General features: G+C 60.4%; 15 protein-coding genes. 7 read left to right on the forward strand and 8 right to left on the reverse strand.

What is annotated here, in order from left to right:
• Nucleotides 1-29: 29 nt before the first annotated feature.
• Nucleotides 30-986, forward strand: a complete 957-nt coding sequence (locus AC3Y64_RS09695) for an alpha/beta hydrolase (protein WP_489987250.1) — start codon at nt 30-32, stop codon at nt 984-986.
• A gap of 1,075 nt (nt 987-2,061) precedes the next feature.
• Here AC3Y64_RS09695 and AC3Y64_RS09700 read toward each other — a convergent pair.
• The 5 genes from AC3Y64_RS09700 to pvdM all read right to left on the reverse strand — a co-directional run bounded on the left by AC3Y64_RS09700 (nt 2,062) and on the right by pvdM (nt 9,994).
• Nucleotides 2,062-4,542, reverse strand: a complete 2,481-nt coding sequence (locus AC3Y64_RS09700) for a TonB-dependent siderophore receptor (RefSeq protein ID WP_489987251.1) — start codon at nt 4,540-4,542, stop codon at nt 2,062-2,064.
• Between the two features lie 114 nt (nt 4,543-4,656).
• On the reverse strand, nt 4,657-6,306 hold the full coding sequence (locus AC3Y64_RS09705) for a cyclic peptide export ABC transporter (RefSeq protein WP_489987252.1): 1,650 nt from the start codon (nt 6,304-6,306) through the stop codon (nt 4,657-4,659).
• Between the two features lie 109 nt (nt 6,307-6,415).
• Entirely contained in the window at nt 6,416-7,303 is an 888-nt protein-coding gene (pvdO, locus tag AC3Y64_RS09710; protein WP_489987253.1) for a dihydropyoverdine dehydrogenase, read from the reverse strand.
• Between the two features lie 37 nt (nt 7,304-7,340).
• Nucleotides 7,341-8,627, reverse strand: coding sequence for a pyoverdine-tailoring periplasmic protein PvdN (pvdN, locus tag AC3Y64_RS09715; RefSeq protein ID WP_489987254.1), 1,287 nt, complete (start codon nt 8,625-8,627; stop codon nt 7,341-7,343).
• Nucleotides 8,624-9,994: a pyoverdine-tailoring dipeptidase-like protein PvdM gene (gene pvdM, locus AC3Y64_RS09720; protein ID WP_489987255.1), complete on the reverse strand. Its 1,371-nt coding sequence runs from the start codon at nt 9,992-9,994 to the stop codon at nt 8,624-8,626. The genes pvdN and pvdM overlap by 4 nt, the downstream gene beginning before the upstream one ends.
• Before the next feature lie 207 nt (nt 9,995-10,201).
• Between pvdM and pvdP the strand changes: the two genes are divergently transcribed.
• Complete coding sequence (gene pvdP, locus AC3Y64_RS09725; RefSeq protein WP_489987256.1) at nt 10,202-11,827, forward strand: pyoverdine maturation tyrosinase PvdP; 1,626 nt, start codon at nt 10,202-10,204, stop codon at nt 11,825-11,827.
• Between the two features lie 180 nt (nt 11,828-12,007).
• On the opposite strand, the gene AC3Y64_RS09730 is transcribed toward pvdP, so the two are convergent.
• Genes AC3Y64_RS09730 through AC3Y64_RS09740 form a run of 3 tightly spaced genes read right to left on the reverse strand, consistent with a single transcriptional unit; the run spans nt 12,008 to nt 16,547 of the window.
• Nucleotides 12,008-13,402: an efflux transporter outer membrane subunit gene (locus AC3Y64_RS09730; protein WP_489987257.1), complete on the reverse strand. Its 1,395-nt coding sequence runs from the start codon at nt 13,400-13,402 to the stop codon at nt 12,008-12,010.
• A gap of 7 nt (nt 13,403-13,409) precedes the next feature.
• Nucleotides 13,410-15,383: a MacB family efflux pump subunit gene (locus tag AC3Y64_RS09735; RefSeq protein ID WP_489987258.1), complete on the reverse strand. Its 1,974-nt coding sequence runs from the start codon at nt 15,381-15,383 to the stop codon at nt 13,410-13,412.
• Nucleotides 15,384-16,547, reverse strand: a complete 1,164-nt coding sequence (locus AC3Y64_RS09740; protein WP_489987259.1) for an efflux RND transporter periplasmic adaptor subunit — start codon at nt 16,545-16,547, stop codon at nt 15,384-15,386.
• A gap of 321 nt (nt 16,548-16,868) precedes the next feature.
• Between AC3Y64_RS09740 and AC3Y64_RS09745 the strand changes: the two genes are divergently transcribed.
• The 5 genes from AC3Y64_RS09745 (at nt 16,869) to AC3Y64_RS09765 (ending at nt 23,873) form a co-directional block, all read left to right on the forward strand.
• Nucleotides 16,869-17,351 carry a sigma-70 family RNA polymerase sigma factor gene (locus AC3Y64_RS09745; RefSeq protein WP_042704912.1) on the forward strand — a complete coding sequence of 161 codons (483 nt, stop codon included), beginning with the start codon at nt 16,869-16,871 and terminating at the stop codon, nt 17,349-17,351.
• Between the two features lie 131 nt (nt 17,352-17,482).
• Nucleotides 17,483-18,817 carry a lysine N(6)-hydroxylase/L-ornithine N(5)-oxygenase family protein gene (locus AC3Y64_RS09750; protein WP_489987260.1) on the forward strand — a complete coding sequence of 445 codons (1,335 nt, stop codon included), beginning with the start codon at nt 17,483-17,485 and terminating at the stop codon, nt 18,815-18,817.
• Nucleotides 18,818-19,476: 659 nt separating this feature from the next.
• Nucleotides 19,477-22,176, forward strand: coding sequence for a magnesium-translocating P-type ATPase (gene mgtA, locus AC3Y64_RS09755; RefSeq protein WP_489987261.1), 2,700 nt, complete (start codon nt 19,477-19,479; stop codon nt 22,174-22,176).
• A gap of 139 nt (nt 22,177-22,315) precedes the next feature.
• Nucleotides 22,316-23,032: an MgtC/SapB family protein gene (locus tag AC3Y64_RS09760; protein ID WP_489987262.1), complete on the forward strand. Its 717-nt coding sequence runs from the start codon at nt 22,316-22,318 to the stop codon at nt 23,030-23,032.
• Between the two features lie 307 nt (nt 23,033-23,339).
• A complete protein-coding gene (locus tag AC3Y64_RS09765; RefSeq protein ID WP_489987263.1) occupies nt 23,340-23,873 on the forward strand; it encodes a fimbrial protein in 534 nt (177 codons plus the stop codon).
• The last annotated feature ends 108 nt before the right edge of the window (nt 23,874-23,981 follow it).

The raw sequence follows: 23,981 nt of genomic DNA on the forward strand, positions 1-23,981 counted from the left end.
CTTTTTTTGCCGATACAAGGATTTTAGCAATGTCGTTACATCCTGATCTGGAAGCCTTTCTCGACCTGGCCCAAGACCGCCAGGACGCCGGCCTGCCGGCCATGCACCAAATGACCCCGAGCGAGGCCCGCGCGACTTTCGAACAGACCACGGTGCAACTGCGCTGGCCGGCGCCTGATGACCTGTTGGTCAGCGAAATCGACACGTCGGCGCGCGATGGTGCGCGGTTGGCACTGCGTCTGTATCGCCCCCACGCAGCGGACTCGCCGATGCCGGTGCTGGTGTATTTCCACGGCGGTGGTTTTGTCGTCGGCAGCCTCGATTCTCACGACGGTGTATGCCGCGAATTTTGCCAGCGCACGCCGTGTGCGGTGTTGTCGGTCGGGTATCGACTGGCCCCAGAGCATCGTTTTCCAACGGCACTGGAGGATGGCGAAGACGCCCTGGCATGGTTGGCGGAAAACGCCGTGAGCCTTGGCCTTGATACCTCGCGTGTGGCGTTTGGCGGCGATAGTGCCGGTGCGACCTTGGCCACGGTGCTGGCGATTCAGGCGGTGGTGCAGCCGCAAACCGTGGCCATCGCACCCAAGGCACAGTTGTTGTGCTATCCGGTGACCGATGCTTCGCGTACGCACGATTCGCGGTTGTTGTTCAGCGAGGGTTATTTGTTGGAGAACGATACGCTTGACTGGTTTTATCAGCTTTACGCGCGCAGTCCGGAAGATTATCTGGACTGGCGCTTTTCGCCGTTGCTGGCGGAGGATCTGCGGGGTGTGGCGCCGGCGATCGTGTTGTTGGCGGGCTTTGATCCGTTGTTTGATGAGGGGCAGGCTTATGCTGACAAATTGCGGGGGCAGGGGGTGAGTGTTGAGGTTGAGCCATGTCCTGGGCTGACGCATGATTTGCTGCGGATGGCTTCGGTGATGCCTGATGTACTGCGGGTGCATGAACGCCTGAGCCGGGGGTTGGCGTTGATGTTGGGGTGATTGGGTATTGGTTGGTTTTTGGGTGAATATCCGTTGCTGCGGTAACGGCGGCTTAGGGTTTCGCCCTGACGGCGACTCACTTTTTTTACAAACGCCTAAAAAAAGTAAGCAAAAAAACGCTTGCTCCTACGTGCGGCCCGCTCGCTGGGGCTCGGGGTTCCTTCGCTGCGTGATCGATCCGGGCGCAGCGCCTACGGTTTGCTTCGCTGCACCTCCTCTCGCTGTGTTTGGCTGCGCCAAACGGTCGCTGAGCTCCCACGCCCGGATCAATCCCTCCACTCAGCCTTCCGACGTCGCCTTACAGATCAAGATCAAAAGCAGGCGAGCTGACACTCGGCCTATTGAGTGGTGAATAGCACAGCGTGGTCGGCTTTGGCTTTTTGGTGGATTCGCCCCTCACCCCAGCCCTCTCCCGAGGGAGAGGGAGCCGATTTGTGGGCTTCTCAAAATCTGTGTTCGACTCGGTATTTCACTTCGACGTAGCTCTCCCAAAGATCTCAGTCAGTTCTCTTTTTTTCTTGGATGGTGAGGGGCTGATTTGTTTGCTTTTCAGAGCCTGAGTTCAGCGCGGTATCGCACGCCGGCGTAGCTCTCCCAAACACCTCAATCAGTCCCCTCTCCCTCTGGGAGAGGTTTAGGGTGAGGGGCTTTTGATTTGGCTTGTGATCTTGCTTTGGCTTCGGCTTTTGATTTTTTGCCCCATCGGCAGGCCGAGCGGAGGTGTTCATCCGGGGGTTAGGCGCGCAGCGCCGTGCGGCGTAGCCGCATACATCGAGAGGAGGTGCAGCGAAGCAAACCGTAGGCGATGCCCCCGGATGGACACCGTAGCGAGGGAACACTGAGCCTTAGCGAAGTGCCGTACGCCAGGGGCAAAGCCTTTTGCTTACTTTTCGCTGGGCCGGCATTCCGGCGTCTGGAAAAGTGAGTCGCTGTAAGAGCGAAACCGCCAGCGGCAGCACCCGAAGCAACGGATATGCCCCCAAAACCCAAGGAGCATGGTCGGCCCTAAGGCCGCCAAGACCAACAGGCCAAAAAAAAGCCCCGCCGAAGCGGGGCTCTCTCACATCACACCCAATCAGAAATCAGCCTTGACCGACATCACGAAGTTACGCGGATCACCATAGAAGTTACCGAACCCTTCGGTACCAATCGTCGAGTAGTAACGCTTGTCAAACAGGTTATTCCCGTTAAGCGCCACCGACCAGGTGTCATCGATACGGTAGCCAATGCGACCGTTCCAGACCGCATAACCGGCACCATCAATGTTGTCACCGCCCAGAGGCGAAGTCCGATAGTTGCCAGTCTGCGCGTTGACACCCGCACCGATCGTCACGCGATCCAGTGGCCCGCTCAGGCCGTAGTCACCCCAGACACGCAGCAAGTGACGCGGCACGTACGAGTTGTAGACCACGCCATCCTGAGTGGCGTCGGCATCTTCCAGCACCTTGGTCTGGGTGTAGGTGTAACCGGCCAGCAATTGCAGGTGATCGATCACTTCACCGCTGACTTCAGCTTCGAAGCCCTGCGCGCGAACCTTGCCGGAGTTGATCGAGCAGGAACTGTCTTCGCAACGCGGGTCATCTTGGGCGGCATCTTTCTGAATGGTGCGGAACAGGTTGAAGGAACTGTTCAGACGACCGTCGAACCACTCGCCCTTGATCCCCAGCTCGTAGCTCTGGCCGACCAATGGCTTGAGGGTGCTGCCATCAATGGTCTTGTAAGCGCCTTGCGGGGTGAAGATGTCGGTGTAGCTGGCGTAGGCGGTCAGGTTGTCGTTGAGGTCGAACAGCACACCGGCGAACGGCGTGACCTGGCCGGTTTCGGTGGACTTGGTGTCGACCTGGGTGCCTTCGCCACGGAAGTACTGCACCGAGTCAGTGTCGGACTTGTACCAGCTGACACGGCTGCCCAGTACCAGGGTCAGCGGATCAGCCAGTTTCAGGCGGGCGATGGAGTAGGCGCCGTATTGCTTGATGTGCATATCCACCGGGCCGCCACGGGAGGCGTTGGCCAGGTAGTAGCTTTCGTCCGGTTGCGGGATGTGGTGGTTCGGGTCGAGCACGTTCTGCCGTTGTGGCAGCGCGGCGACGGCGTAGAAGTCATCCTTGTGCGAACGGCTGGCGTTGGCGCCGATGGTCAGTTCATGTTGCTGGCCGAAGGCGTCGAATTTGCCGTCGACATAGGCATCGAAACCGTAGTCGCGCTGATCGTAGTCGTAAATGCTACCCAGCATCAGGGTGTTCGATGCGGTGGCGCCGACCGGTACCGCGCCGCTCGGGAAGGCGTATTCCATGTCCTGGGTGTTACGCGAGTAAACCCCGGCGACTTTCAGCGACCAGTCGTCGTTGAACTGGTGTTTCAGGTCGGCGAAATAGGTGGCGCGTTTGCTGCGCTGGTTGTTCCACGCGGTGTTCAGGCATGTGGAGCGCTTGAGGTGCAGGTCGGAGCCGTCGGCGTAACGCGGCAGACCGCCCCAGCATGGCGTGGCGTCGACGTCTTCCCAGGCGAAGCCCAGACCCAGGGTGGTGTCGGGGCTGAGGTCGAAGTCCAGAGCGCCGTAGTAGATCTGGTCTTTGCGACTGGCCACGTCATAGAAATATTGACGGGTCTGTTCGGTGACCACGGCGCGACCACGGATGGTGCCGGAGTCGTTCAGCGGGCCGCCGGTGTCGACCTGGCCGCGATAGTTGTCCCATGTGCCTGCCGACAGCGACAGTTGCGTGTGCGCAGTGTCCTGGCCGCGCTTGCGCACGAAGTTGACGCCACCGGCAGTGCCGCCAGCGCCTTTCATCATGCCGGCCGCGCCACGCAGTACTTCCACGCGGTCATAGATGGCCATGTCGCTGTTGAAGCTGTCGGCCTGCACGTAGCTGCTGCCGATATCCAGCGGCACGCCGTCGTACTGATACTGGCCAGTCATACGGAAGCCGCGGGAGTAGAAATACTTGCCGCCCATAGGCGAGTCATACACGGTGATGCCCGGGGTCTTCTCCATCACCTGTTCGATGGTGTTGAGATTCTGGTCATCGAGCATCTTGCGGGTCATCACGGTGACCGACTGCGGAGTCTCCTTCAGCGAGTGCACGCCTTTGCCAATGGTCACGCCACCGGTGGTGTAGGAGTTGCTGCCTTCGGTGGTGGCGCTCAGGCGGTTGGCGTTGACGTTGGTCGGTGCCAGTTCCATCGCGCTGCCGGTGGCCGGGCCGAGTACGGTCACGGTGTTGCCGTCACGCTGGTAGCGGATGCCGGTGCCATTGAGCATCGCCTTGAGCGACTCATCGTCCTGGTAGCGGCCGTTGAGCGCGCTCGAACGCAGACCTTGCAGGCTTTCCGGGCTGTAGATGATTTGCAGGCTGGTCTGCTGGCCGAGGGTTTGCAGCGCCTGGGCCAATGGCTGCGACGGGATGTTCAGGGTCCATTCCTGGGCCTGGACATACGGCGCTGCCGTGAGTGTCAGTGCCAGACCAAGGCCGGTGCCGGCCAGTCGAGTGCGTGTCGCGCCGTGCATCAGCAGGGCTCGAGTCAAAGGGCGAAGCATGAAACGGGATGCGGACATGAGGTTAAGACCTTGGCAGGTATAGTTGTTAATGGTTCTTATTCATCTCATTAAGACGAGGAAGCCGCGGCAAACCGGAAAATTATTTTTCCGGCCTGGCCGCGGCCTCGTCGATCAAGCGGTTTGCAGTTCGCTCTTGACCTTGCCGGCCTCCATGCGCACCAGTTGATCGGCGACGTCGAAGTAACGGTCATCGTGGGAGATCACGATGATGGTCTTGCCCAGACGTTTGAGGTCAGGCAACAACTCTGTGTAGAAAATACGGCGGAAGGTCGGGTCCTGATCGGCCGCCCATTCATCGAATACCAGCACCGGACGCTCTTCGAGCCAGGCATTGACCAGTGCCAGGCGCTTGCGCTGGCCGGTGGACAAATCGGTGGTGCTGAACGCGCCGTCGCGCACGCTGACCTTGTGCGCGATCTCCAGACGTTCGAGGTAGCGGGTCGCATCCTGCGGGACTTCGCGGTCGCCCTGAATCAGATCGTCGAACAGGTAATAGTCGGCAAAAATCGTGGTGAAGTTCTGCCGGTAGTCGTCGCGGTTGAGCGCGGTGATCGGCTGATCGTTGACGCGAATCTCGCCCTCGGTTGGCGCATACAAACCCAACAACAATTTGATCAGAGTGGTTTTGCCGCAACCGTTTTCACCGACGATGAACACGATGTCGCCCTGTTCGATGCGCAAGTTGACCGGCCCCAGACGGAACGGTTCGCTGCCTTCCACGGGCGGGAAGGCGTAACGCACGTTGTGCAGTTCCAGGCTGTTGACCGCACCGGGTTTCTTGCCTTGGTCTTCCAGCAGCAGATGCGGTTCCGGCGAGGAGAATTGATCACTCAGCTCGGCGATGCGGCGGAAGGCAATCTGCGCACGGCTGATGATCGGCAACGTGCTGACCAGATGCTCCAGCGGCCCCTTCATGTACAGCAGCACCAGGACGAATCCGCTCATCACCGCTTTGTCGCCGCTGGGCCAGAAGGACTGCAGGGCCAGTGCCATGCCGATGACCACGAAGAACAACATCGAGCCGAAGGACTTGGCGATGACGAAGGTGTTGATGGATTTGATCTGGGTGTCGCAGATCTTTTCGGCGGTTTTCTGAATCCCGGCGACAAACATGCGCTGGCGACGCGGGCGGTGAATGCGCAGTTCCTTGGCGCCCTCGGCAATCGCGTTGTAGTGCTTTTGCAGTTCGTCTTCGGAGTCGCGTGCGGCGTAGAAACCGCGCATGCCCTTGGCCCGGGCAATCGCCTGAATGGTTGTGCCGATCGCAATGGCCACCAGCATCATCAAGAACATCGGCCAGGAAAGCAGCGCCAGATAGCCGAGGCAGCCGAGGGTAACCGTCATGGAAATCGCCAGCGGGGCAAAGGCGAAGGCGAAGTCACTGATGGTGTCGACGTCGTGGGTCAGCACCGGGATCAATCGATGGCTGCGATAGCGTTCGATCTGGTCGATCGGCGCCGACAGGACTTTCTCCCCCAGTTCCTTGCGCAGCTTGGCAATGATGTGTTGGCCGACGTAGTTGGTGCCGATGTCGGACAGAATCGTCGTCAGCAAGGCCAGTGCGCACAGACCGGCGAAAATCATTACCACGGTCCGGGTCAGCCCGTCGTCGGAGTGCAGGGCATTGTTGATGGTTGCCAGCAGCACGGTGACGCTCAGGCCGCCGATCATGCCGAGCACGATGGACACAGAGACAATCAGGCGGAAGGGCTTGAGCAAGGCGAACAATTCGTTGATCGCCCCACGCGTAGGCTTGGTCATGGAGGATTCCTGCTTCGGTGCGGAGGGAGTGCCGGTACTTAAGGAAAACGAATGGTCACGGACTTTCTTTAAACGACCGCAGACGGGGCTGCGGTCGTGGCGGGCAGGATCAGAGGTCGCGCACTACGCGAAACCCGAGCCAGTCGCCTTTGCTGGTCGGCCAGCTGCTGTTGCGGTTACCGGAGCGCGAGAACACCGGCGCCTCGCCCCAGTCGTTGCCACGCATGACCTGACGCTCGCAGTTTTCCTGAGTCCATGGGCGACCGTCGTTGGGCACGCCGGAATAATCCTTGTGATAGCAGTCGGCGGTCCATTCGTAGACGTTACCGTGGGCGTCGTAAACGCCGAAGGCATTGGCCGGGAACGTGCCTGCAGGGGACGTGAAGTTGTAACCGTCGGCGGCGCCATAGGTGTTGGCGTGTTTGGAAATCTGGTAGTTGTTGCCTTCATCGAACGGGAAAGGGAAGGGCCCGGTGCTGCCGCCGCGTGCGGCGTACTCGCGGATCGATTCGCTTTGCAGGCGATAGGCATGACCGGTTTTTTTCGACAACCAATCGATGTAGCCCTGGGCTTCGGCGACGTTCATGCACACCGCCGGGTCGCGGGCAGTCTGTTTGAATTCCGGCTTGCCGGCAGTGCAGCGACGGCCCGGACGATCATCGAAGTCGTAAGGCTTGTTGCCGGTTTCGCGCACGTACGCGTCCCACTCGCCGACCAGCACCTGGAAACGGCTGATGGCGAACGGTTTGCTGAAGGTCACTGCGTGGCGCGGTCCTTCGTCCGGCTCGCGGCCGACTTCGTCATCCGGGGTGCCCATGGTGAAGGTGCCGGTCGGCAAAACGACCATTTCCGGGCAGTCCTTGCAATCCTTGAACACTTTGCCCGGCGCAGGTGGCATGGCCGCTTGGGCGGCGCCAGGCAGCAGAGCGGCGCACAGCACGGTCAGGGCCAGCGCGGGTAGCGCCTTGAAGGTGAAAGAGGCGTGAGGCTTTTTCATGAGTCGTCTCTGTGAAAGGAAAACTGGAGTCGAGGGATCAGGCGCGCCGTTTTTGACCGAGGATGGCCATGAACCGGTCCACTTCGGCTTCGTTGTTGAGCAGGCCGGGCGCCGTGCGAATCACCGGACCGACGTCGCGGCTGACCGCATCGCAGATCACCCGGTTTTGCATCAGGTAGGCGGCCACTTCGTCGCTGTCATGGCCCTTGCCCCGGAAAAAAGTGAAGCCGGCGGAAAACTTCGGATCGAGCGGGGTCACCAACTCGATCCCCGGCTGTTCCTGCAAGCGCTGTTTCAGGTAGCTGTTGAGCTGATGGATGCGCGCTTGAACGTCGGCCTTGCCCAGCTGCAGGTGCAACTTGAATGCTTCGTCCACCGCCCAGCGATGCTCGAAGGCGTGATAACCGCCCGGGGTCATGATGGTGGCGAAGGAGGTGGCTTCGGAGAATGTCGGCACACTCGGGCTGACGTATTTCAGCTCTTCGCTGCGGCTGCAAACGATGCCGGTGCCGCGTGGGCCGAACATCCACTTGTGGGTGCCGGCGATGAAGAAGTCGCAGTTCATCTGCGGGAAACTCAAGTCATCGACACCGAAACCGTGCACGCCGTCGACCACGTAAATCAGCTGGTCCTTGTCGTCACGTTGACGGTTGTGTTCATCGACCAGCCGCGAAATATCGCTGATCGGCAATTTCACGCCGCTGCCCGAATGGACCCAGGTCATGCCCAGTACGCGGGTTTCAGGGCGGATGTTGCGGTTGATGGTGTCGAGCACCTGATCCAGCGAAATGCTTTGCGGGGTGTCGAACAACTTGAGTTTGCGCACTCGGGTGCCATCGCGGCGGGTACGGAAATCGAGGATGTTGCGAGTGGAATAGTGCTCGTGCTCGGTGGTAAGGATTTCCTGATCCGGGCGCACCTGCACGCTGCCATAAATCATCGCCAGGCCTTCGGTGGTGCTGCCGGTTAGGGCAATCTGGCCGGGTTTGGCCTGCAGGTACTTGCCGGCCCAGACCCGCACGTTCTGCTGCAATTGTTCGTTGCTCCCCAGATCCCAATCCATCGCCAGTCCCGGATTACGGTCGAGCATGGCGCGATGGCGTTCGATGGCTTCGCGCACAGGTTTGGGATGGGAGGTGATCAGGAAGTTGGCGAAATGAATCGCCTGCGGATCCTGATCGAACAACTGACGCAATTGCGTCCATTTGTTCGCGGATGCCACCGGGGCGGTCGTCGCCATTGCCGGCGCTGTGAGGCTGGCACCAAACGGCAGAGCGGCCGCAATCACGCTGGCCTGTTTCAGAAAGGTACGGCGGTCTGTCATGGCTTGGCAGTGTCCTGACGGGAAATCAGCGCCGGTTTCGCGGCTTTCTGCGCCTGATCCCAGACGCGCATGAAGTTGCCGCCCCACAGCTTGGCGATGTCTGCTTCGGAGTAGCCGCGCTGAATCAGTTCTGCGGTGACGTTGCGGATTTCGCCAACGTTTTCCCAACCCTTGATGCCGCCACCATCGTTGAAGTCGGACGAAATGCCGACATGGTCGATACCGATCTTGCGCACGGTGTAATCGATGGCATCGCCGAGATCCTTGAGGGTCGCTTTCGGTTCTTCTTCAAGGATGCCGTAGAGGCCGCTGGCGTACTGGCCGAGTTTCTGTTCCGACCACGCAGTAATGATCGGGTCACCCGGCATCAGCGCCATGGCCAGGTTTGGCAATGGCGGCAGATCAAAGCGGGCGCGCAGGGCATTGAGTTTGTCTTGAGTGCCTTGGGTCAGCGGTTTGAGGTATTGCGAGAAGCCGACCACCTGGACTACGCCGCCGCTGTTCTTGATCAGCTGCAGTTCCTTGTCGCTGAGGTTGCGCGGAATATCCACCGCCGCCCGCGGCGCCGAGTGCGAGGCCACCAACGGTGTGCGGCTCAACTGCGCAACCTGTTCCAGGCCTTTGGTCGACATCTGCGAAACGTCGATGATCACGCCCAGATCGTTCAAACGCTGCACCGCTTGCTTGCCGATATCGGAGAGGCCGTCGAGGGCGTCCGGCGAGTCATTGAAGAATGGCAGCGGGCGCGACGAGTCCGCCCAGCTGTTGTTGCCGATGTAACTGAAGCCGAACATGCGCATGCCGCGCCCGGCCCACAGGTCCAGTTTGCTCAGGTCGTTGCCCAGCGGATAGGCGTTGAGCATGCTGATGAAAATCGCAAATTTGCCTTCGCCATGCAGGCGGCGGAAATCATCCGGGGTGTAGGCGATGCCGACCTGATTGGGGAAGTCGCGGACCATGCCGGTGATGATCTTGTAGCGCACTTCCTGCTGGTTGCGGGCTTCTTCGACGAAACCTTCGGTGGGGCGATGCGGGGCATTCGGGCCGTTCCACATTTCCGGCCAGCCGAACACCGTCAGCGCAGCGCCCGACAAGCGCCCGCGATTGGCCTTGATCAGGTCGAACTGGCCGGAGCCGTCCTTATCGGCTTCGTTGCCATGGGCGCCGAAACTCAGCGGCACGGTGATGTGGCTATCGAATGAGAGAATGCGATCCTGCAACTCGGTCGCCTGTTTCATCACTTTCACCGGGTAGCCAGGGTTGTCCCGAAACCAGTAATCCCAAGCCAGAAACCCTGCGCCGGCGCTGATCGCCAAGGCCAGCGGCAGACCGATAAAAAGAGCCTTTTTCGAACGCGGTTTTGTCATTGCCATCTCATTCAGGTTCGCCGTCGAGGTGCAGGCGCAGGGGCCTTTGCTATCTGGGAGGAACGAGTGGCCGGGCGGGTAATTTAGTCGCGGTTCGCAAAAGCGCTGACGGCGCGTAGCGATCTTTTGCCGGGGCCGTAAATTTCCCCGGCGAGCAAACGTTCTAGCTTGGATAAAGCCTGCTTCATGGCTGACACAGGTAGGGCAATGACGATCTCTCGACGCTGGTTCATGGCGGGCATGGCACTCACGGGCGCCGCGCTGCCTGCCGCTTTTTATGCACATCGTGAGCTGACCCGCGAGGAGTTTCCGGTCACCCCGGGGGAGGCCACGGTCGATCTGGCCGATACCGCCGGTCAACAGTTGGCGGACAACCTGCGCGGCGTTTGGGATATCCGTTTCAGCGGATCTGCGGCCGGGCTCGATGGCTTGCCACGCGAAGGCCTGGAACTGTTTCTCGACATTGCTCACCGGGGTCGCGGCTTGCGCGGTTATCTCGATACCGGTGCCGACCTGCGCTCTGCAGAACCTGCGCGTTACCAAGTGGTCGGCGATCTGGCGCCGGGCAACGGCGCCGAATTGTACTGGCGGCTGATGCGCACCGATGCGCCGCACGCGCCGCCGGTCTACGAATTCAAAGTCAAACTCGACGAAGTCTGGGCGGCGTTCGGCAATGCCGGCAGCGGCACATTCACCGGGCAGGTGTTGCGCCTGGATCGGCCGTTGGCGCTGCCTGAACTCGACAACCATTTCATCGCCATCAAGCGGCGCTTCCCCGAGGCGCGTGAGCGCACTGGGTTGAACCCGACATTGTTGGCGTGGCTGGTGGCGCCGGAACATCGCCTGTTCCACCAGCTCTGGCACGCCAGTCGCGACAAGTGGCACAAGCTCTCGGAGAAAAAACGCGACGCCTTGCGCGGTATCGGCTGGCAACCCGGCCCTCGTGACAAGGAGCGTGATGCTCGTGGGCCGAGCAAGGATCGTAACGGCTCTGGCATCGACTTTTTCTTCATGCACCGGCACATGCTAGGCAAGGCCCGTTCGATGCAGGATCTGCCGTCCTGGCAGGCCTTCCCGATGCCGCAGCCGGAACTGGAGCGTGACCGCCAGGGCTTCGCCCGCTACTTCGACAATCACGACGGCGACGCGCTGCCGCCCACCTGGCTGACCGAAGGTGACGACGAGTACACCAAGTGGGTCAGCGACATCAAAGCGGCCGAGACCTACCACAGCAATTTTCAGGTGTGGGAATCGCAGTACCGCGACCCGCGCTACTTGGCGAAACTCTCCCTTGGCCAGTTTGGCTCGGAAGTCGAACTGGGCCTGCACGACTGGCTGCACATGCGCTGGGCGTCAGTGGCGCGGGATCCGTCCAACGACATTCCGGTGTCGATGGCGCGGGATCAGGCAGACTTTTCGGCGCGCTGGTATGCGCCGGAAAACGACTTCCTCGGCGACCCGTTTTCCTCCCATGTGAACCCGGTGTTCTGGCGTTTCCACGGTTGGATCGATGACCGTATTGAAGACTGGTTCCGCGCTCATGAGCGTTTTCACCCCGGCGAAGTCAGCCGGCTGCAAGTCAACGGTGTGCCGTGGTTTGCGCCAGGGCGCTGGGTTGAGGTCGACGACCCTTGGCTGGGGCCGGACACCCATGGCTGCAGCACCGTGCCGGGGCTGCAAATCGGTCGCTCGGTGGAGATGGACCCGGAAACCATGAAACTGGCGTTGCGCATCACCTTTGGCGATGAAGACAACATGGCTGACCTGTTTCGCAAAGTGCCGCAGCGGCCTTGGTACGCCCGGCATTTGAAAGTGAAAGGGCGGCAACTTTAAGCGCAAAAAAAATCGCAGCCCGGAGCTGCGATTTTTTTTGCCCCGAGCATTTAATCAGTCACGACGCGATCCCCGTGCAGGAGCTGCCGAAGGCTGCGATCTTTTGATTTGACTCTTAAAAGCAAGATCAAAAGATCGCAGCCTCGTTGCACTCGACAGCTCCTACAGGAGATGTTGCTGTCAGATGACTTGCCAACCCCCACCCAACGCCTTGTACAGGGCAATGCTGGCCTGCAAGCGCGACAGCCGCAGTTGCACATTCATGTCTTGCGCCGCATACAGCGTGCGCTGGGTTTGCAGCACCGTCAGCAAGTCTTCAGCGCCGGCCTGATAACGACTTTGCGCAATGTCGAACGCGGTCTGCGCCTGACTCAGCTCTTCGCTTTGCCACTGACGTTGTTCGTCGAGGCCGCGAATGCTGCTCAGGGCTTTTTCCACGTCGGCAAAACCATTGATGATCGCCCCTCGATAGGTTTCCAGCAGTTCGTCCTGACGCGCCTTGGCCTTGTCGCGTTCGGCGCTCAGGCGACCGTTGTTGAAGATCGGCGCGGTCAAGCCAGAGGACAGGTTGTAGAACGTGGTGCGCAGCAGGTCCGCCGCCAGATCGGCGCCGGTGCCGAGGCTGGCGGTCAGGGTGATTTTCGGCAGCATGGCCGCGCGAGCCACGCTGACGTCAGCCTGAGCCGCTGCCAGTCTGGCTTCGGCGCTGGCGATATCCGGACGCCGGCTCAGTAGATCGCTCGGCACGCCACTGGCGATATTCGGCCACTGCAACTGTTCGAACGACTGTTGCGGTGAAGGCAAGGCCTGCACCGGTTGGCCGAGCAGGGCGGCGAGAGTGATCAATGCTTCGCGAGCCTGTTGCTGCACCAGCGGCAATTTGCGCTGCTGTTCGGCCACCAGGCTTTTTTGCTGGGCCAGCTCCAGTGCGGTGGCGCTGCCGGCGTCGAAGCGGGTTTGCACCAGGTTCAGGACGTTTTGCGCGTTGGCCAGATTGAGTTCGGCAATGCGCGCCTGTTCGCGCAATGCCAAGGCTTGGGTGTAGCTGCTGGCCACGCTGCTTTGCAGGGTCAGTTCGACGGTGGCACGGTCGAATTCGCTGGCCTGCACCCCGAATACGGCGCTGTCGCGGGCCGCGCGTTTACCGCCCCAGAAGTCGATTTCGTAACTGGCGCTCAATTCGGCATCGTAATAATCCAGCGAGCGATTATCCGGGCTGACGTCGAGTTGGCTGTAGCCTTTGCCGTGCAACAGTTTCTGCCGATTGGCATTGAGACCGGCCTTGATTTCCGGCAGCAGCGGGGCGCCGGCAATCGTCGCACTGGCCTGGGCTTGCCTGACGCGAGCGACGGCGGCACCGAGGTCATGGCTGCCCAGTCGCGCCTGTTCCACCAGACGATCAAGCTCGGGGCTGCCGAACTGCATCCACCATTGGCGGTTGCTCTGCACGGCGCCGGGGTGGTCAGGCGATTGCCAGGCGGCCGGTGGCTGCACGCCGCTGTCGGGGCGCGGCGCAGGGCTGTTGCAGGCCGCCAGCAACAGGCTGGCGGCAAGGATTGTCAGTGGCGCTTTCATAGATCGATCATTCACTGGTAAGGGCCGTGACCGGGTCGAGCCGGGCAGCCTTGCGGGCAGGCATGAAGCCGAAGAGGACGCCGGTGACCAGTGCGCAGGCAAAGGCGCCGATCACGGCCAGCCATTGAAATGCGATCGCTATGCCGCTGAACAACAGGACGCCGCCGACCAGCATCGCCAGGCTGATGCCGGCAATACCGCCGACCACCGAGAGCATCACCGCTTCAGTGAGAAACTGGCGCAGGATGTCACGCTGTCGGGCGCCCGTGGCCATGCGAATACCGATTTCCCGGGTGCGTTCGCGCACGGTCATGAGCATGATGTTCATCACGCCGATGCCGCCGACCAGCAACGAGATCGCAGCAATGGCGCCGAGCATCAGCGACAGTGTGCCTTGCGTGCGCGCTTCAGCCTGGATCATCGCGGCATTGTTGGTCAGTTCGAAATCCTTCTTGCCGTTGTGCCGGCGCAGCATTGCCTGTTCGATCGCCTGCTCGGCGTCTTTGACTTTGCGTGCATCCTTGGCGGCGATTACCACGTACTCCGGATTACGGCTGCCGAACAGGCGTGTGCTGGCTGCCGAGTAGGGTACGGCGATGCGATTGTCGCTGTCGGAATCGCCCGAGCTTGAGCCCTTTTCCGCCAGAACACCGAGCACCTGAAACGGTACGTTTTCGATCAGGATGTATTGGCCAATCGGGTCGGCGACATCCTTGAGCAGTTTGTCGCGCACCTTGGTGCCGATCACGGCGACGGCGGCGGCGCTGTCTTCATCGGCTTGGCTGAAGTAGCTGCCCTGGACCACCGGCCAATTGAAAATGATTGGAAAATTGGTGTCGTTTCCACCGACGTAACTGCTGTGGTCGGCATTGCCGAAACGCACGCCGGCGGTCGAACCGTTGACCGGCATGATGCGTTCAACCTGGGGCAGGGCGGCCAGCTCGGCGACGTCGTCGAGGGTGATGATGCCTGGTGGCGTGCGCGGGTTCGGGGCGGCGCCGCTGAGGTAAATAATGTTGGAACCGAAGGCGCCCATCTGTGCCATCACCTGGCGTTTGCTGCCTTCGCCCACCGCCAGCATCACCACCACCGAGGCCACACCGATGACGATCCCCAGCAGTGTCAGCGCGGTGCGAAAGCGGTTGATCCACATGACTCGCCACGCTGCTTGCACGGCGTCGACCAGCTCACCTTTCCACGCGCCGGTCTGGGTGCTGCCGGTGCTCAGGCGCTGGCGCAGATCCACGGCTTGCAAGGCGCCGGGGTTGGCGCTGCGGGGCGGGGCTGACGGGTGCTCGGCGGTGTCGCTGATGATCAGGCCATCACGAATCTCGATGATGCGTTTGGCCCGCTGCGCGACTTCGCGGTCGTGGGTGATGAGAATCACCACATGGCCCTGACCGGCGAGTTCGTCGAGCAGGGTCATGACCTCGGCGCCGCTGTGGCTGTCGAGGGCGCCGGTGGGTTCGTCGGCGAGAATGATGTGGCCTCCGTTCATCAGGGCCCGGGCAATCGATACCCGCTGCTGCTGACCGCCGGAGAGTTGATGCGGGCGGTTGCCGGTGCGGCTGCCGAGGCCGAGCCGCTCCAGCAAGGCATTGGCCCGTGCGTGGCGTTCGGCGGCCGGAGTGCCGGCATAGATGGCCGGCATCTCGACGTTTTCCTGGGCGGAGCCGGACGGAATCAGGTGATAACCCTGGAACACAAAACCGAACGCTTCGCGGCGCAGCCAGGCCAGTTCATCGGTGTCGAGTCGGGCGACGTCTTCACCGGCAAAACGGTATTCACCGCTGGTAGGGCGGTCGAGGCAGCCGAGGATATTCATCAATGTCGACTTGCCGGAGCCGGATGCGCCGACGATGGCGACGAACTCGCCAGCATGAATCGACAGGTCGATGCCGCGTAATACTTCCACCAGCGGGCTGTCATTGCCGCCGTAGGATTTGCGGATCTGCCGCAGGTCAATCAGTGGGGTTTGCATTCAACCTCCGCTGCCGTTGGCCGGCGCGCTGAGGATGTGATCGCCTTCGACCAGGCCTTCAAGCACTTGTGTGCGCAAGCGGTCGCTGATGCCGGTGCGCACGTCACGCGCCTGGACTTCGCCGTTGGCGGCGACGATCTGCGCCCGTTGCCACTGCGGGCGTGAGCCGGGTTGCAGGGCGGCGGTCGGCACGGTCAGGGTGTCTTGCGCTTGTTGCGCCACAAAAAACACCTGCGCGGTCATGTCGGTCATCAGGCTGTTGTCGGCGTTGTCGACGTCGAGCAACACGGTGTAGAGCACCACGCGTTCGCTGCCGCTGCGACCGCTGGTAGGGCTGCCACCCTGGTTCTGTTCGAGGGGGCGCGGCGGTACCGGCAGAATCTGCCGAACCGTGCTGCTCCAGCGCCGGCTGCCGCCGCTGAGGGTGGTGAAGTAGGCGGTCATGCCGGGTTTGACGTGGCCGATGTCCGCTTCGGAAACCTCGGCCCACACGGTCATTGGCGAGAGTCGGGCGATGCGCAGGATCAGCGGGGTTTGCTGTTGCGCATTGAGCGTCTGGCCTTCGCGGGCGCCGACGGCGACGACCGTGCCGCTCATCGGTGCATAAATGCGCGTGTAACCGAGCTCCGCTTCGTCACTGCGCAGGCTGGCCTGGGCCTGACGGATCTGCGCCTGGAACATGTCGATGCGTGCCTGTGTCGCGCGGACTTCGGCGCGGGCCGTCTGCACGTCTTCCTCACGAGTGGCGCCACCGGCGGCGAGCTTCTGCTGGCGCTGGTATTTCTGTTGCGCGAGGTCGTGCTGGGCGCGTTGCTCCTGCAGCTGCGCCTTGAGGTTCTCGATGGAAAACCGTCCGGCATCGAGTTTGGCCTTTTGCGTGGACGGGTCGATCTCGACCAATAACTGGCCTTCCTTGACCGTATCACCAGCCTCGACATGAATCTTCTGGATCTGCCCGGACGCTTGCGCACCGACATCCACGTAACGCCGTGGCTGCAACGTGCCCAGTGCGGTCACGCTGTTTTCGATATTGCTGCGCTTCACCTGCACCGTGGCGAGGGCGTCGCGCCCGGGCGGCAGGACTTGCCACGCGGCAACGGCGATCACGGGAATCAGACAAAGGGCGGCGAACAAGGCGCGTCGGGCGGGGCGGGGACGTTTCATGCAGGGTTCCGGCCAGTGGGTTCGGCCCGTCATTCGGCAATTACACAGGCGTGCAGGGGCGCTGAACGCTGTCGCATGGCACGACAGATACGGGGAGCTGTCCTGTAAACGATGAATGCACAAGGGAATTTAGGCGCTCAAACATCATGTAACAGGTGTTCGGGCAGGACTATTTGGTCGGGATGTGGAATCAGCTCTTTAAATCTATATGAGAATTACTATAAATTACGCGCCTCAAGTTGCCACTATCTTGCTACTGCGGGTTCCGTGGTCGAATCAGTGTGCTCAAGGACAGGAACTGCATCGATGCGGTCGGGAGTCATGTTGGAAAACTACTATCGCGAGCTGGTGTGTTTCCTGAACGCCAAGCTGGGCAACCGTCAGGTGGCCGAAGATGTGGTGCATGACGCTTATGTGCGGGTGCTGGAGCGTTCCAGCGACACGCCGATCGAACAACCGCGAGCGTTCCTTTATCGCACGGCATTGAATCTGGTCATCGACGATCATCGACGCAACGCCTTGCGCCAGGTCGAATCACTTGATGTGCTGGACAGTGAAGAGCGCTATTTCACCCCGTCGCCCCATGGCACCCTCGATCATGGTCAACGTCTGGAAATGCTCCAGCGCGCGCTGGCCGAGTTGCCGCCGCGCTGCCGTGAAAGTTTTCTGCTGCGCAAGATCGAAGGTCTGTCCCATCCGGAAATTGCCGAGCACCTCGGGATTTCCAAGGCGTTGGTGGAAAAGCACATCGTCAACGCCATGAAACATTGCCGCTTGCGGATCAAACAATGGGACGCCCATTGATCCTTCCTCGTTAAATTTCCGTTCATCGTCCTCGTTCCTACTCAACAGACGACCTGCTGACCTGATTCAGGCCGGTCAGGCCACCCAGGCTTTATCCCCGCGTTGAGGGGTTCATCCAGAGGACACTGGAAATGACACAGGCAATTGCATCGCCCATCGTTCACGACCTGATCGGCGTCGGTTTCGGCCCTTCGAACCTGGCGCTGGCCATCGCTCTGCAAGAACGCGGGCCGACCCAGGGCGAGCTGGATGTGCTGTTCCTCGACAAGCAGGCCAACTACAGCTGGCACGGCAACACCCTGTCGACGCAAAGCGAGTTGCAGATTTCCTTCCTCAAGGATCTGGTCACCCTGCGCAATCCGACCAGCCCGTATTCGTTCGTCAATTACCTGAAATACCACGGTCGTCTGGTCGACTTCATCAACCTCGGCACTTTCTATCCGTGCCGCATGGAGTACAACGACTACCTGCGCTGGGTTGCCGGACAGTTCACCGAACAGAGCCGTTACGGCGAAGAGGTACTGACCATCGAGCCGGTGCTGCACAACCATCAGGTTGAAGCATTGCGCGTCATTTCCCGTGGCAGCGATGGCCTGCAACATGTGCGCACCACCCGTTCGGTAGTGGTCAGCGCCGGCGGCACGCCGCGTATTCCGGAGGCGTTCAAAGCGCTGAAGGGCGACACCCGCGTGTTCCACCACTCTCAATACCTGTCGCAGATGGCCAAGCAACCGTGCGTGAACAACCAGCCGATGAGCATTGCGATCATCGGTGGCGGGCAGAGCGCGGCGGAAGCCTTTATCGACTTGAACGATTCGTTCCCGTCGGTGCAGGTCGACATGATCCTGCGCGGTTCGGCCTTGAAGCCGGCGGACGACAGCCCGTTCGTCAACGAAGTGTTCTCGCCGGAGTTCACCGACCTGGTGTTCCAGCAGAACAGCGCCGAGCGTGAACGTCTGGTCAACGAGTATCACAACACCAACTATTCGGTGGTCGACATCGACCTGATCGAGCGCATCTACGGCATCTTCTATCGTCAGAAGGTTTCCGGGATTGCCCGTCACGCGTTCCGCACCCTGACCACCGTCGAGAGCGCTACCGCTACCGAAAACGGTATCGAGTTGGCTGTGCGCAACAACGCCACCGGCGAAGTCACCGTGCGCAACTACGACGCTGTGGTTCTGGCCACCGGTTACGAGCGCCAGATGCACCGCAAACTGCTGGCACCACTGGAAGAATACCTGGGCGAGTTCGAGGTCGATCGCAACTACAAAGTGATCACCGATGAGCGCTGCAAGGCCGGCATCTACATGCAGGGCTTCTGCCAGGCCAGCCATGGTCTGAGCGACACGCTGCTGTCGGTGCTGCCGATTCGCGCGGACGAGATTGCCGGTTCTTTGTATGAGCATGGCAAGCATCGCGGGCATCGTTCGATGGCGGATTTGTTGTTGGCGACTGCCAGCTAATTCTGCGTTGCCTGATACACCGCCATCGCTAGCAGGGCTAGCTCCCACAGTGGATTTTTGTGGACACAATTTTGTGTTCACCGAAGAACGTCTGTGGGAGCTGTCTGCCACCCTTGAGCTTCATCTGACACAAAAATTCGGGTTCACCGAGAAACCCCTGTGGGAGCTAGCCCTGCTAGCGATGGGGCCATCAAATGCACCACAAAATCTGAATCCTGAACCCTTCCTGAACATCCCCGACATTCCCCGATGCACTTCCTTTTGCGGGTTTACTCTCCAGACATCGGGGCGTAAGCTTCGCGCGTTTTCATCAATAGCGGAGACCCACAGTGGGTACTTGTTCGAGTGACAGTTGTCGGCCGGTCTCGGTAACCGGCAGATTCTCGGCAAGATAACGCGCAGCCTTTCTCTGCCGTTGTCTCGCCGTAACAGCGAGCAGCGGCATCCCGTGCATGGCCCGTCCTGGGTCATGGCTAGACGTCCTTCTCATCGACGCTGAACAGAGCGTGATTGCGACTTCATTGTTGTGATCGCAGCCCTATCGACACGTCTGTCTTTTATGACCGGCGCGCCAAGCCTTGCCGTGCCGGTTTTTCCGGCGGACGAGGCGCGGCCGTACCTGCTTGACGGTTTCCCGGCTGACCATAGGGGCAACAGCCATGAAACTTACGCTCAAGGAATTTTTCGCAGGCTTCCTGCGGACCCGCCACATCGCCCGGCACTTCCGTCGGCTGACGTTGCTGGAATCAATCAACGACACCACGGTCAGCCGTGAAGTCCCGCCTACTTTGGCTAACACCCTGGTCGATGCCGCGCATTGCGACAGCGGTGTGTTGCTGTCGTCACTCGGTACGCATCCCGATGGCCTCACCGATTTCGAAGTCGATGCACTGCGCGCGCAATACGGTCTCAACGAAGTCGAGCACGAGCAGCCACTGCCTTGGTGGACCCACCTGTGGCACTGCTACAAAAACCCGTTCAACTTGCTGCTGACCCTGTTGGCGGTGATCTCGTGGCTGACCGAAGACCTCAAGGCCGCCGTGGTGATTTTCTCCATGGTGGTGCTGTCGACGCTGCTGCGTTTCTGGCAGGAAAGCAAATCCAACCAGGCCGCCGATGCGCTGAAAGCCATGGTCAGCAACACCGCGACGGTGATGCGCCGTGACGCGCCGCGCAGCGAATTGCCGATCAAACAACTGGTGCCGGGCGATCTGATCGTGCTCTCGGCTGGCGACATGATTCCTGCCGATTGCCGCGTGCTCAGCGCCAAGGACCTGTTCGTCAGCCAAGCAGCGATGACCGGTGAATCGATGCCGGTGGAGAAGTTTCCACGGCAGGCCGATCGCGACACGCGCAATCCGCTGGAGCTGGACAACATCCTGTTCATGGGCACCAACGTCGTGTCCGGTACGGCGGTGGCGGTGATTCTCACCACCGGCAACAGCACCTATTTCGGAGCGTTGGCCCAGCGTGTCGGCGCAACCGATCGCGCAGTCACTTCGTTCCAGCAAGGCGTCAACAAAGTCAGCTGGCTGTTGATCCGTTTCATGTTCGTGATGGCGCCGCTGGTGCTGTTCATCAACGGTTTCACCAAGGGCGACTGGACTGAAGCACTGCTGTTCGCGCTGTCGATTGCCGTCGGCCTGACCCCGGAAATGCTACCGATGATCGTCACTTCGACGCTGGCCAAAGGCGCGGTGTTTCTGTCGCGCAAAAAGGTCATCGTCAAACGTCTCGACGCGATCCAGAACTTCGGCGCCATGGATGTACTGTGCACCGACAAGACCGGCACGCTGACCCAGGACAAGATCTTCCTCGCGCGCAATGTCGACGTCTGGGGTGAAGACTCCGATGACGTGCTGGAAATGGCTTACCTCAACAGCTACTACCAGACCGGCCTGAAAAATCTGCTCGATGTCGCGGTGCTGGAACACGTGGAAGTCCACCGTGAACTGAAAGTCGGCACGGCGTTTCGCAAGGTCGATGAGATCCCGTTCGACTTCAATCGTCGGCGCATGTCGGTGGTGGTCGAAGGGCGTGGTCAGCCACATCAGTTGATCTGCAAAGGTGCGGTAGAGGAAGTGTTGGCGGTGTGCAGCCGCGTGCGTCACGGTGACGTCGATGAAGCCTTGAGCGATGAATTGCTGACCCGGATTCGTCAGGTCACCGCAGCATTCAACGCTGAAGGCTTGCGCGTGGTGGCCGTGGCCGCTCGCTCGATGGCCGAAGGTCGCGAGATTTATAGCTTGGCTGATGAGCAAGAACTGACGCTGATCGGTTATGTGGCGTTCCTCGATCCACCGAAGGAAAGCACCGCGCCGGCGCTCAAGGCCTTGGCCGAACATGGTGTGGCCGTGAAAGTACTGACCGGCGATAACGAACTGGTCACCGCGAAAATCTGCCGCGAGGTCGGTCTCGCTCAGCAGGGCTTGCTACTGGGTAACGACGTTGAACGCATGAGCGATGCCGAACTGGCCGTGGCCGTAGAGACCACCAACGTCTTCGCCAAACTGACGCCGTCGCACAAGGAACGCATCGTGCGCATCCTCAAAGGCAACGGTCACGTCGTCGGCTTCATGGGCGATGGCATCAACGACGCACCGGCCCTGCGCACGGCTGACATTGGTATTTCCGTGGAGAGCGCGGTGGACATCGCCAAAGAAGCGGCCGACATCATCCTTCTGGAAAAGAGCCTGATGGTGCTGGAGGAGGGCGTGCTCGAAGGGCGGCGCACCTTCGCCAACATGCTCAAGTACATCAAGATGACCGCCAGTTCCAACTTCGGCAACGTGTTCTCGGTGCTGGTTGCCAGTGCGTTTATTCCGTTCCTGCCGATGCTGCCGATGCACCTGCTGGTGCAGAACCTGCTCTACGACATTTCGCAGATCGCCATTCCGTTCGATAACGTCGACAAGGACATGCTGAAAAAACCACAACGCTGGCAGCCGGGCGACGTCGGGCGCTTCATGCTGTTCTTCGGCCCGATCAGTTCGATCTTCGACATCACCACGTTTGCCTTGATGTGGTACGTATTCGATGCCAACACCCCGGATCACCAGACGTTGTTCCAGTCCGGCTGGTTCGTGGTCGGGTTGCTGACCCAGACGCTGATCGTGCACATGATCCGTACGCCGAAGATACCGTTCCTGCAAAGCCGCGCAGCCATGCCGCTGCTGGTGATGACCGGGATCATCATGGCGGTCGGCATCTTCCTGCCGATGGGACCGCTGGCGCACTACTTCAAATTGCAGGCGTTGCCGTCGCTGTACTTCGTGTTCCTGCCGGTGATTTTGCTGGCGTACATGGCGCTGACCCAGGCGGTGAAAGGCTTCTACATCCGCCGGTTTGGCTGGCAATAACAGCACTGCCAACACTGTTCCCCTGTAGGAGTGAGCCTGCTCGCGATAGCAATCTGTCAGTCAATATTGCAGTGACTGACACACCGCTATCGCGAGCAGGCTCACTCCTACAAAGGTTATGTGTTTCAAGGACAAGACTATGCAAGCCATCAACAACCTCAACCTCGATTCGCTGCTCGACACCCTGGTCAGCCTCAGCGCCGCGTTCATCCTCGGCGGCCTGATCGGTTTCGAACGCCAGTACCGGCAACGCACCGCCGGCCTGCGCACCAACGTGCTGGTTGCCGTCGGCGCGGCGATTTTCGTCGACATGGCCAACCGTCTCGCCGGGGCAGAAGGCGCGGTGCGTGTGGTCGCCTACGTGGTCTCCGGCATCGGTTTTCTCGGCGCCGGGGTGATCATGCGCGAAGAGGGCAACGTGCGTGGCCTCAACACTGCCGCGACGCTGTGGACCTCCGCCGCAGTCGGCGCCTGTGCCGGGGCTGATTTGCTCGCCGAAGCGGTGCTCGGCACGCTGTTCATTCTTGCCGCGAATACCTTGCTGCGGCCGATCGTCAACAACATCAACCGCCAGCCGCTGGACGTGGTCTCGGCAGAAGTCACCAACATCGTCTACGTCATCGCCCGACGCTCACAGCAGAAAGCCGTGTTCGCCTTGCTCGAAGCCGAGCTGGAGCGCAGCAACTATCCGGCCAGCGATATCGATATGCACGCATTCGGTGCCGATGAAATCGAAATTGAAGCGACGCTGGCGACGACCTCGGTCGACGGCGATGAACTCGATGCACTGGTCGCGCGGATCTCGACCTCGGCATTGGTGGTGCAGGCGTTCTGGAGCCCTAGTACCACGGAATGATCGTTCTCGGTTGCTGAGAATTGTCCTACATGTCGACAAGAAAGAACTTACATTTTCAGCCTTGGGTCTCGATCACTATTTGTTCCGGAGCAGAGATGCCCGGCGTCCTGAATATTTGAAACAGCATGATCGACATGTCACTGATACCTGGAAAGTTCGGCAAGGAATCGCCGAAAACATGGGGGGGACCATCAGTTGCAGTAACGCTCATCCGGTTTATCGGTCAATCCGATAAGCCCTGTTCACAAGTGTTTTGGGAAGCCAGGCCGCTGGGCCGAATAATTAACTTTCCCAAGAGAAGTACACAATGAAAAAAATAGTCGCTGTGACCGCCGCCACCGTTGTAATGGGGCTCGCCTCTTTCGCTAACGCTGCAACGCCAGCTTCCGGTAACCCGGGCACCGTACGTTTTATCGGTGAAATCGTATCCGGCGCCTGCGGTATCGACGCCAGCTCTCTGGACCAGACCGTTTCCCTGGGTCAGGTGCCATCGAATCAATTCACCGCCATCGGCAGCCGTTCGACCCCGGTCAAGTTCGACATCATCCTGACCGACTGCGACACCACCACCCAGAAGAACGCGCGCTTCACCTTCAGCGGTGTGCAGGATCCAGCGGTTCCGGGCCTGTTCGCCACCACCGGTCTGGCGCAGAACGTCGGCATCCGTCTGCAGGCCAGCGCCGGCGAAATGCTCGACAACGGCACCGAGCAGGTCGCTCCGGTTGTGCTGCAAAACGGCAACAACACCGTGACGTTCGCTGCCATGTATGAAGCCACCGCTGCGACCGTCACCACCGGTGAAGCAGACAGCGTTGCCAACTTCACCGTGGCCTACAACTGATACCGCGGTATCGCAAGTTGTAAGAAAAAGGGGTGAAAGCCCCTTTTTTCTTTTCCGTCAAAGTTCTGAGAAAGGCTATTTACCGTGTACGGCCGAAAACTTTTCGTG

It is taken from the genome of Pseudomonas sp. 4CAES_32.4 (assembly GCF_058136335.1).

Excerpts from the sequence above, each read along its gene's own strand:
- pvdP (WP_489987256.1), top strand. The coding sequence starts at position 10,202 with ATGACGATCTCTCGACGCTGGTTCATGGCGGGCATGGCACTCACGGGC.
- AC3Y64_RS09765 (WP_489987263.1), top strand. The coding sequence starts at position 23,340 with ATGAAAAAAATAGTCGCTGTGACCGCCGCCACCGTTGTAATGGGGCTC.
- AC3Y64_RS09740 (WP_489987259.1), bottom strand. The coding sequence starts at position 16,547 with ATGAAACGTCCCCGCCCCGCCCGACGCGCCTTGTTCGCCGCCCTTTGT.
- AC3Y64_RS09705 (WP_489987252.1), bottom strand. The coding sequence starts at position 6,306 with ATGACCAAGCCTACGCGTGGGGCGATCAACGAATTGTTCGCCTTGCTC.
- mgtA (WP_489987261.1), top strand. The coding sequence starts at position 19,477 with ATGAAACTTACGCTCAAGGAATTTTTCGCAGGCTTCCTGCGGACCCGC.
- AC3Y64_RS09700 (WP_489987251.1), bottom strand. The coding sequence starts at position 4,542 with ATGTCCGCATCCCGTTTCATGCTTCGCCCTTTGACTCGAGCCCTGCTG.
- pvdM (WP_489987255.1), bottom strand. The coding sequence starts at position 9,994 with ATGACAAAACCGCGTTCGAAAAAGGCTCTTTTTATCGGTCTGCCGCTG.
- AC3Y64_RS09750 (WP_489987260.1), top strand. The coding sequence starts at position 17,483 with ATGACACAGGCAATTGCATCGCCCATCGTTCACGACCTGATCGGCGTC.
- AC3Y64_RS09735 (WP_489987258.1), bottom strand. The coding sequence starts at position 15,383 with ATGCAAACCCCACTGATTGACCTGCGGCAGATCCGCAAATCCTACGGC.
- pvdO (WP_489987253.1), bottom strand. The coding sequence starts at position 7,303 with ATGAAAAAGCCTCACGCCTCTTTCACCTTCAAGGCGCTACCCGCGCTG.
- AC3Y64_RS09760 (WP_489987262.1), top strand. The coding sequence starts at position 22,316 with ATGCAAGCCATCAACAACCTCAACCTCGATTCGCTGCTCGACACCCTG.
- AC3Y64_RS09730 (WP_489987257.1), bottom strand. The coding sequence starts at position 13,402 with ATGAAAGCGCCACTGACAATCCTTGCCGCCAGCCTGTTGCTGGCGGCC.
- pvdN (WP_489987254.1), bottom strand. The coding sequence starts at position 8,627 with ATGACAGACCGCCGTACCTTTCTGAAACAGGCCAGCGTGATTGCGGCC.
- AC3Y64_RS09745 (WP_042704912.1), top strand. The coding sequence starts at position 16,869 with ATGTTGGAAAACTACTATCGCGAGCTGGTGTGTTTCCTGAACGCCAAG.
- AC3Y64_RS09695 (WP_489987250.1), top strand. The coding sequence starts at position 30 with ATGTCGTTACATCCTGATCTGGAAGCCTTTCTCGACCTGGCCCAAGAC.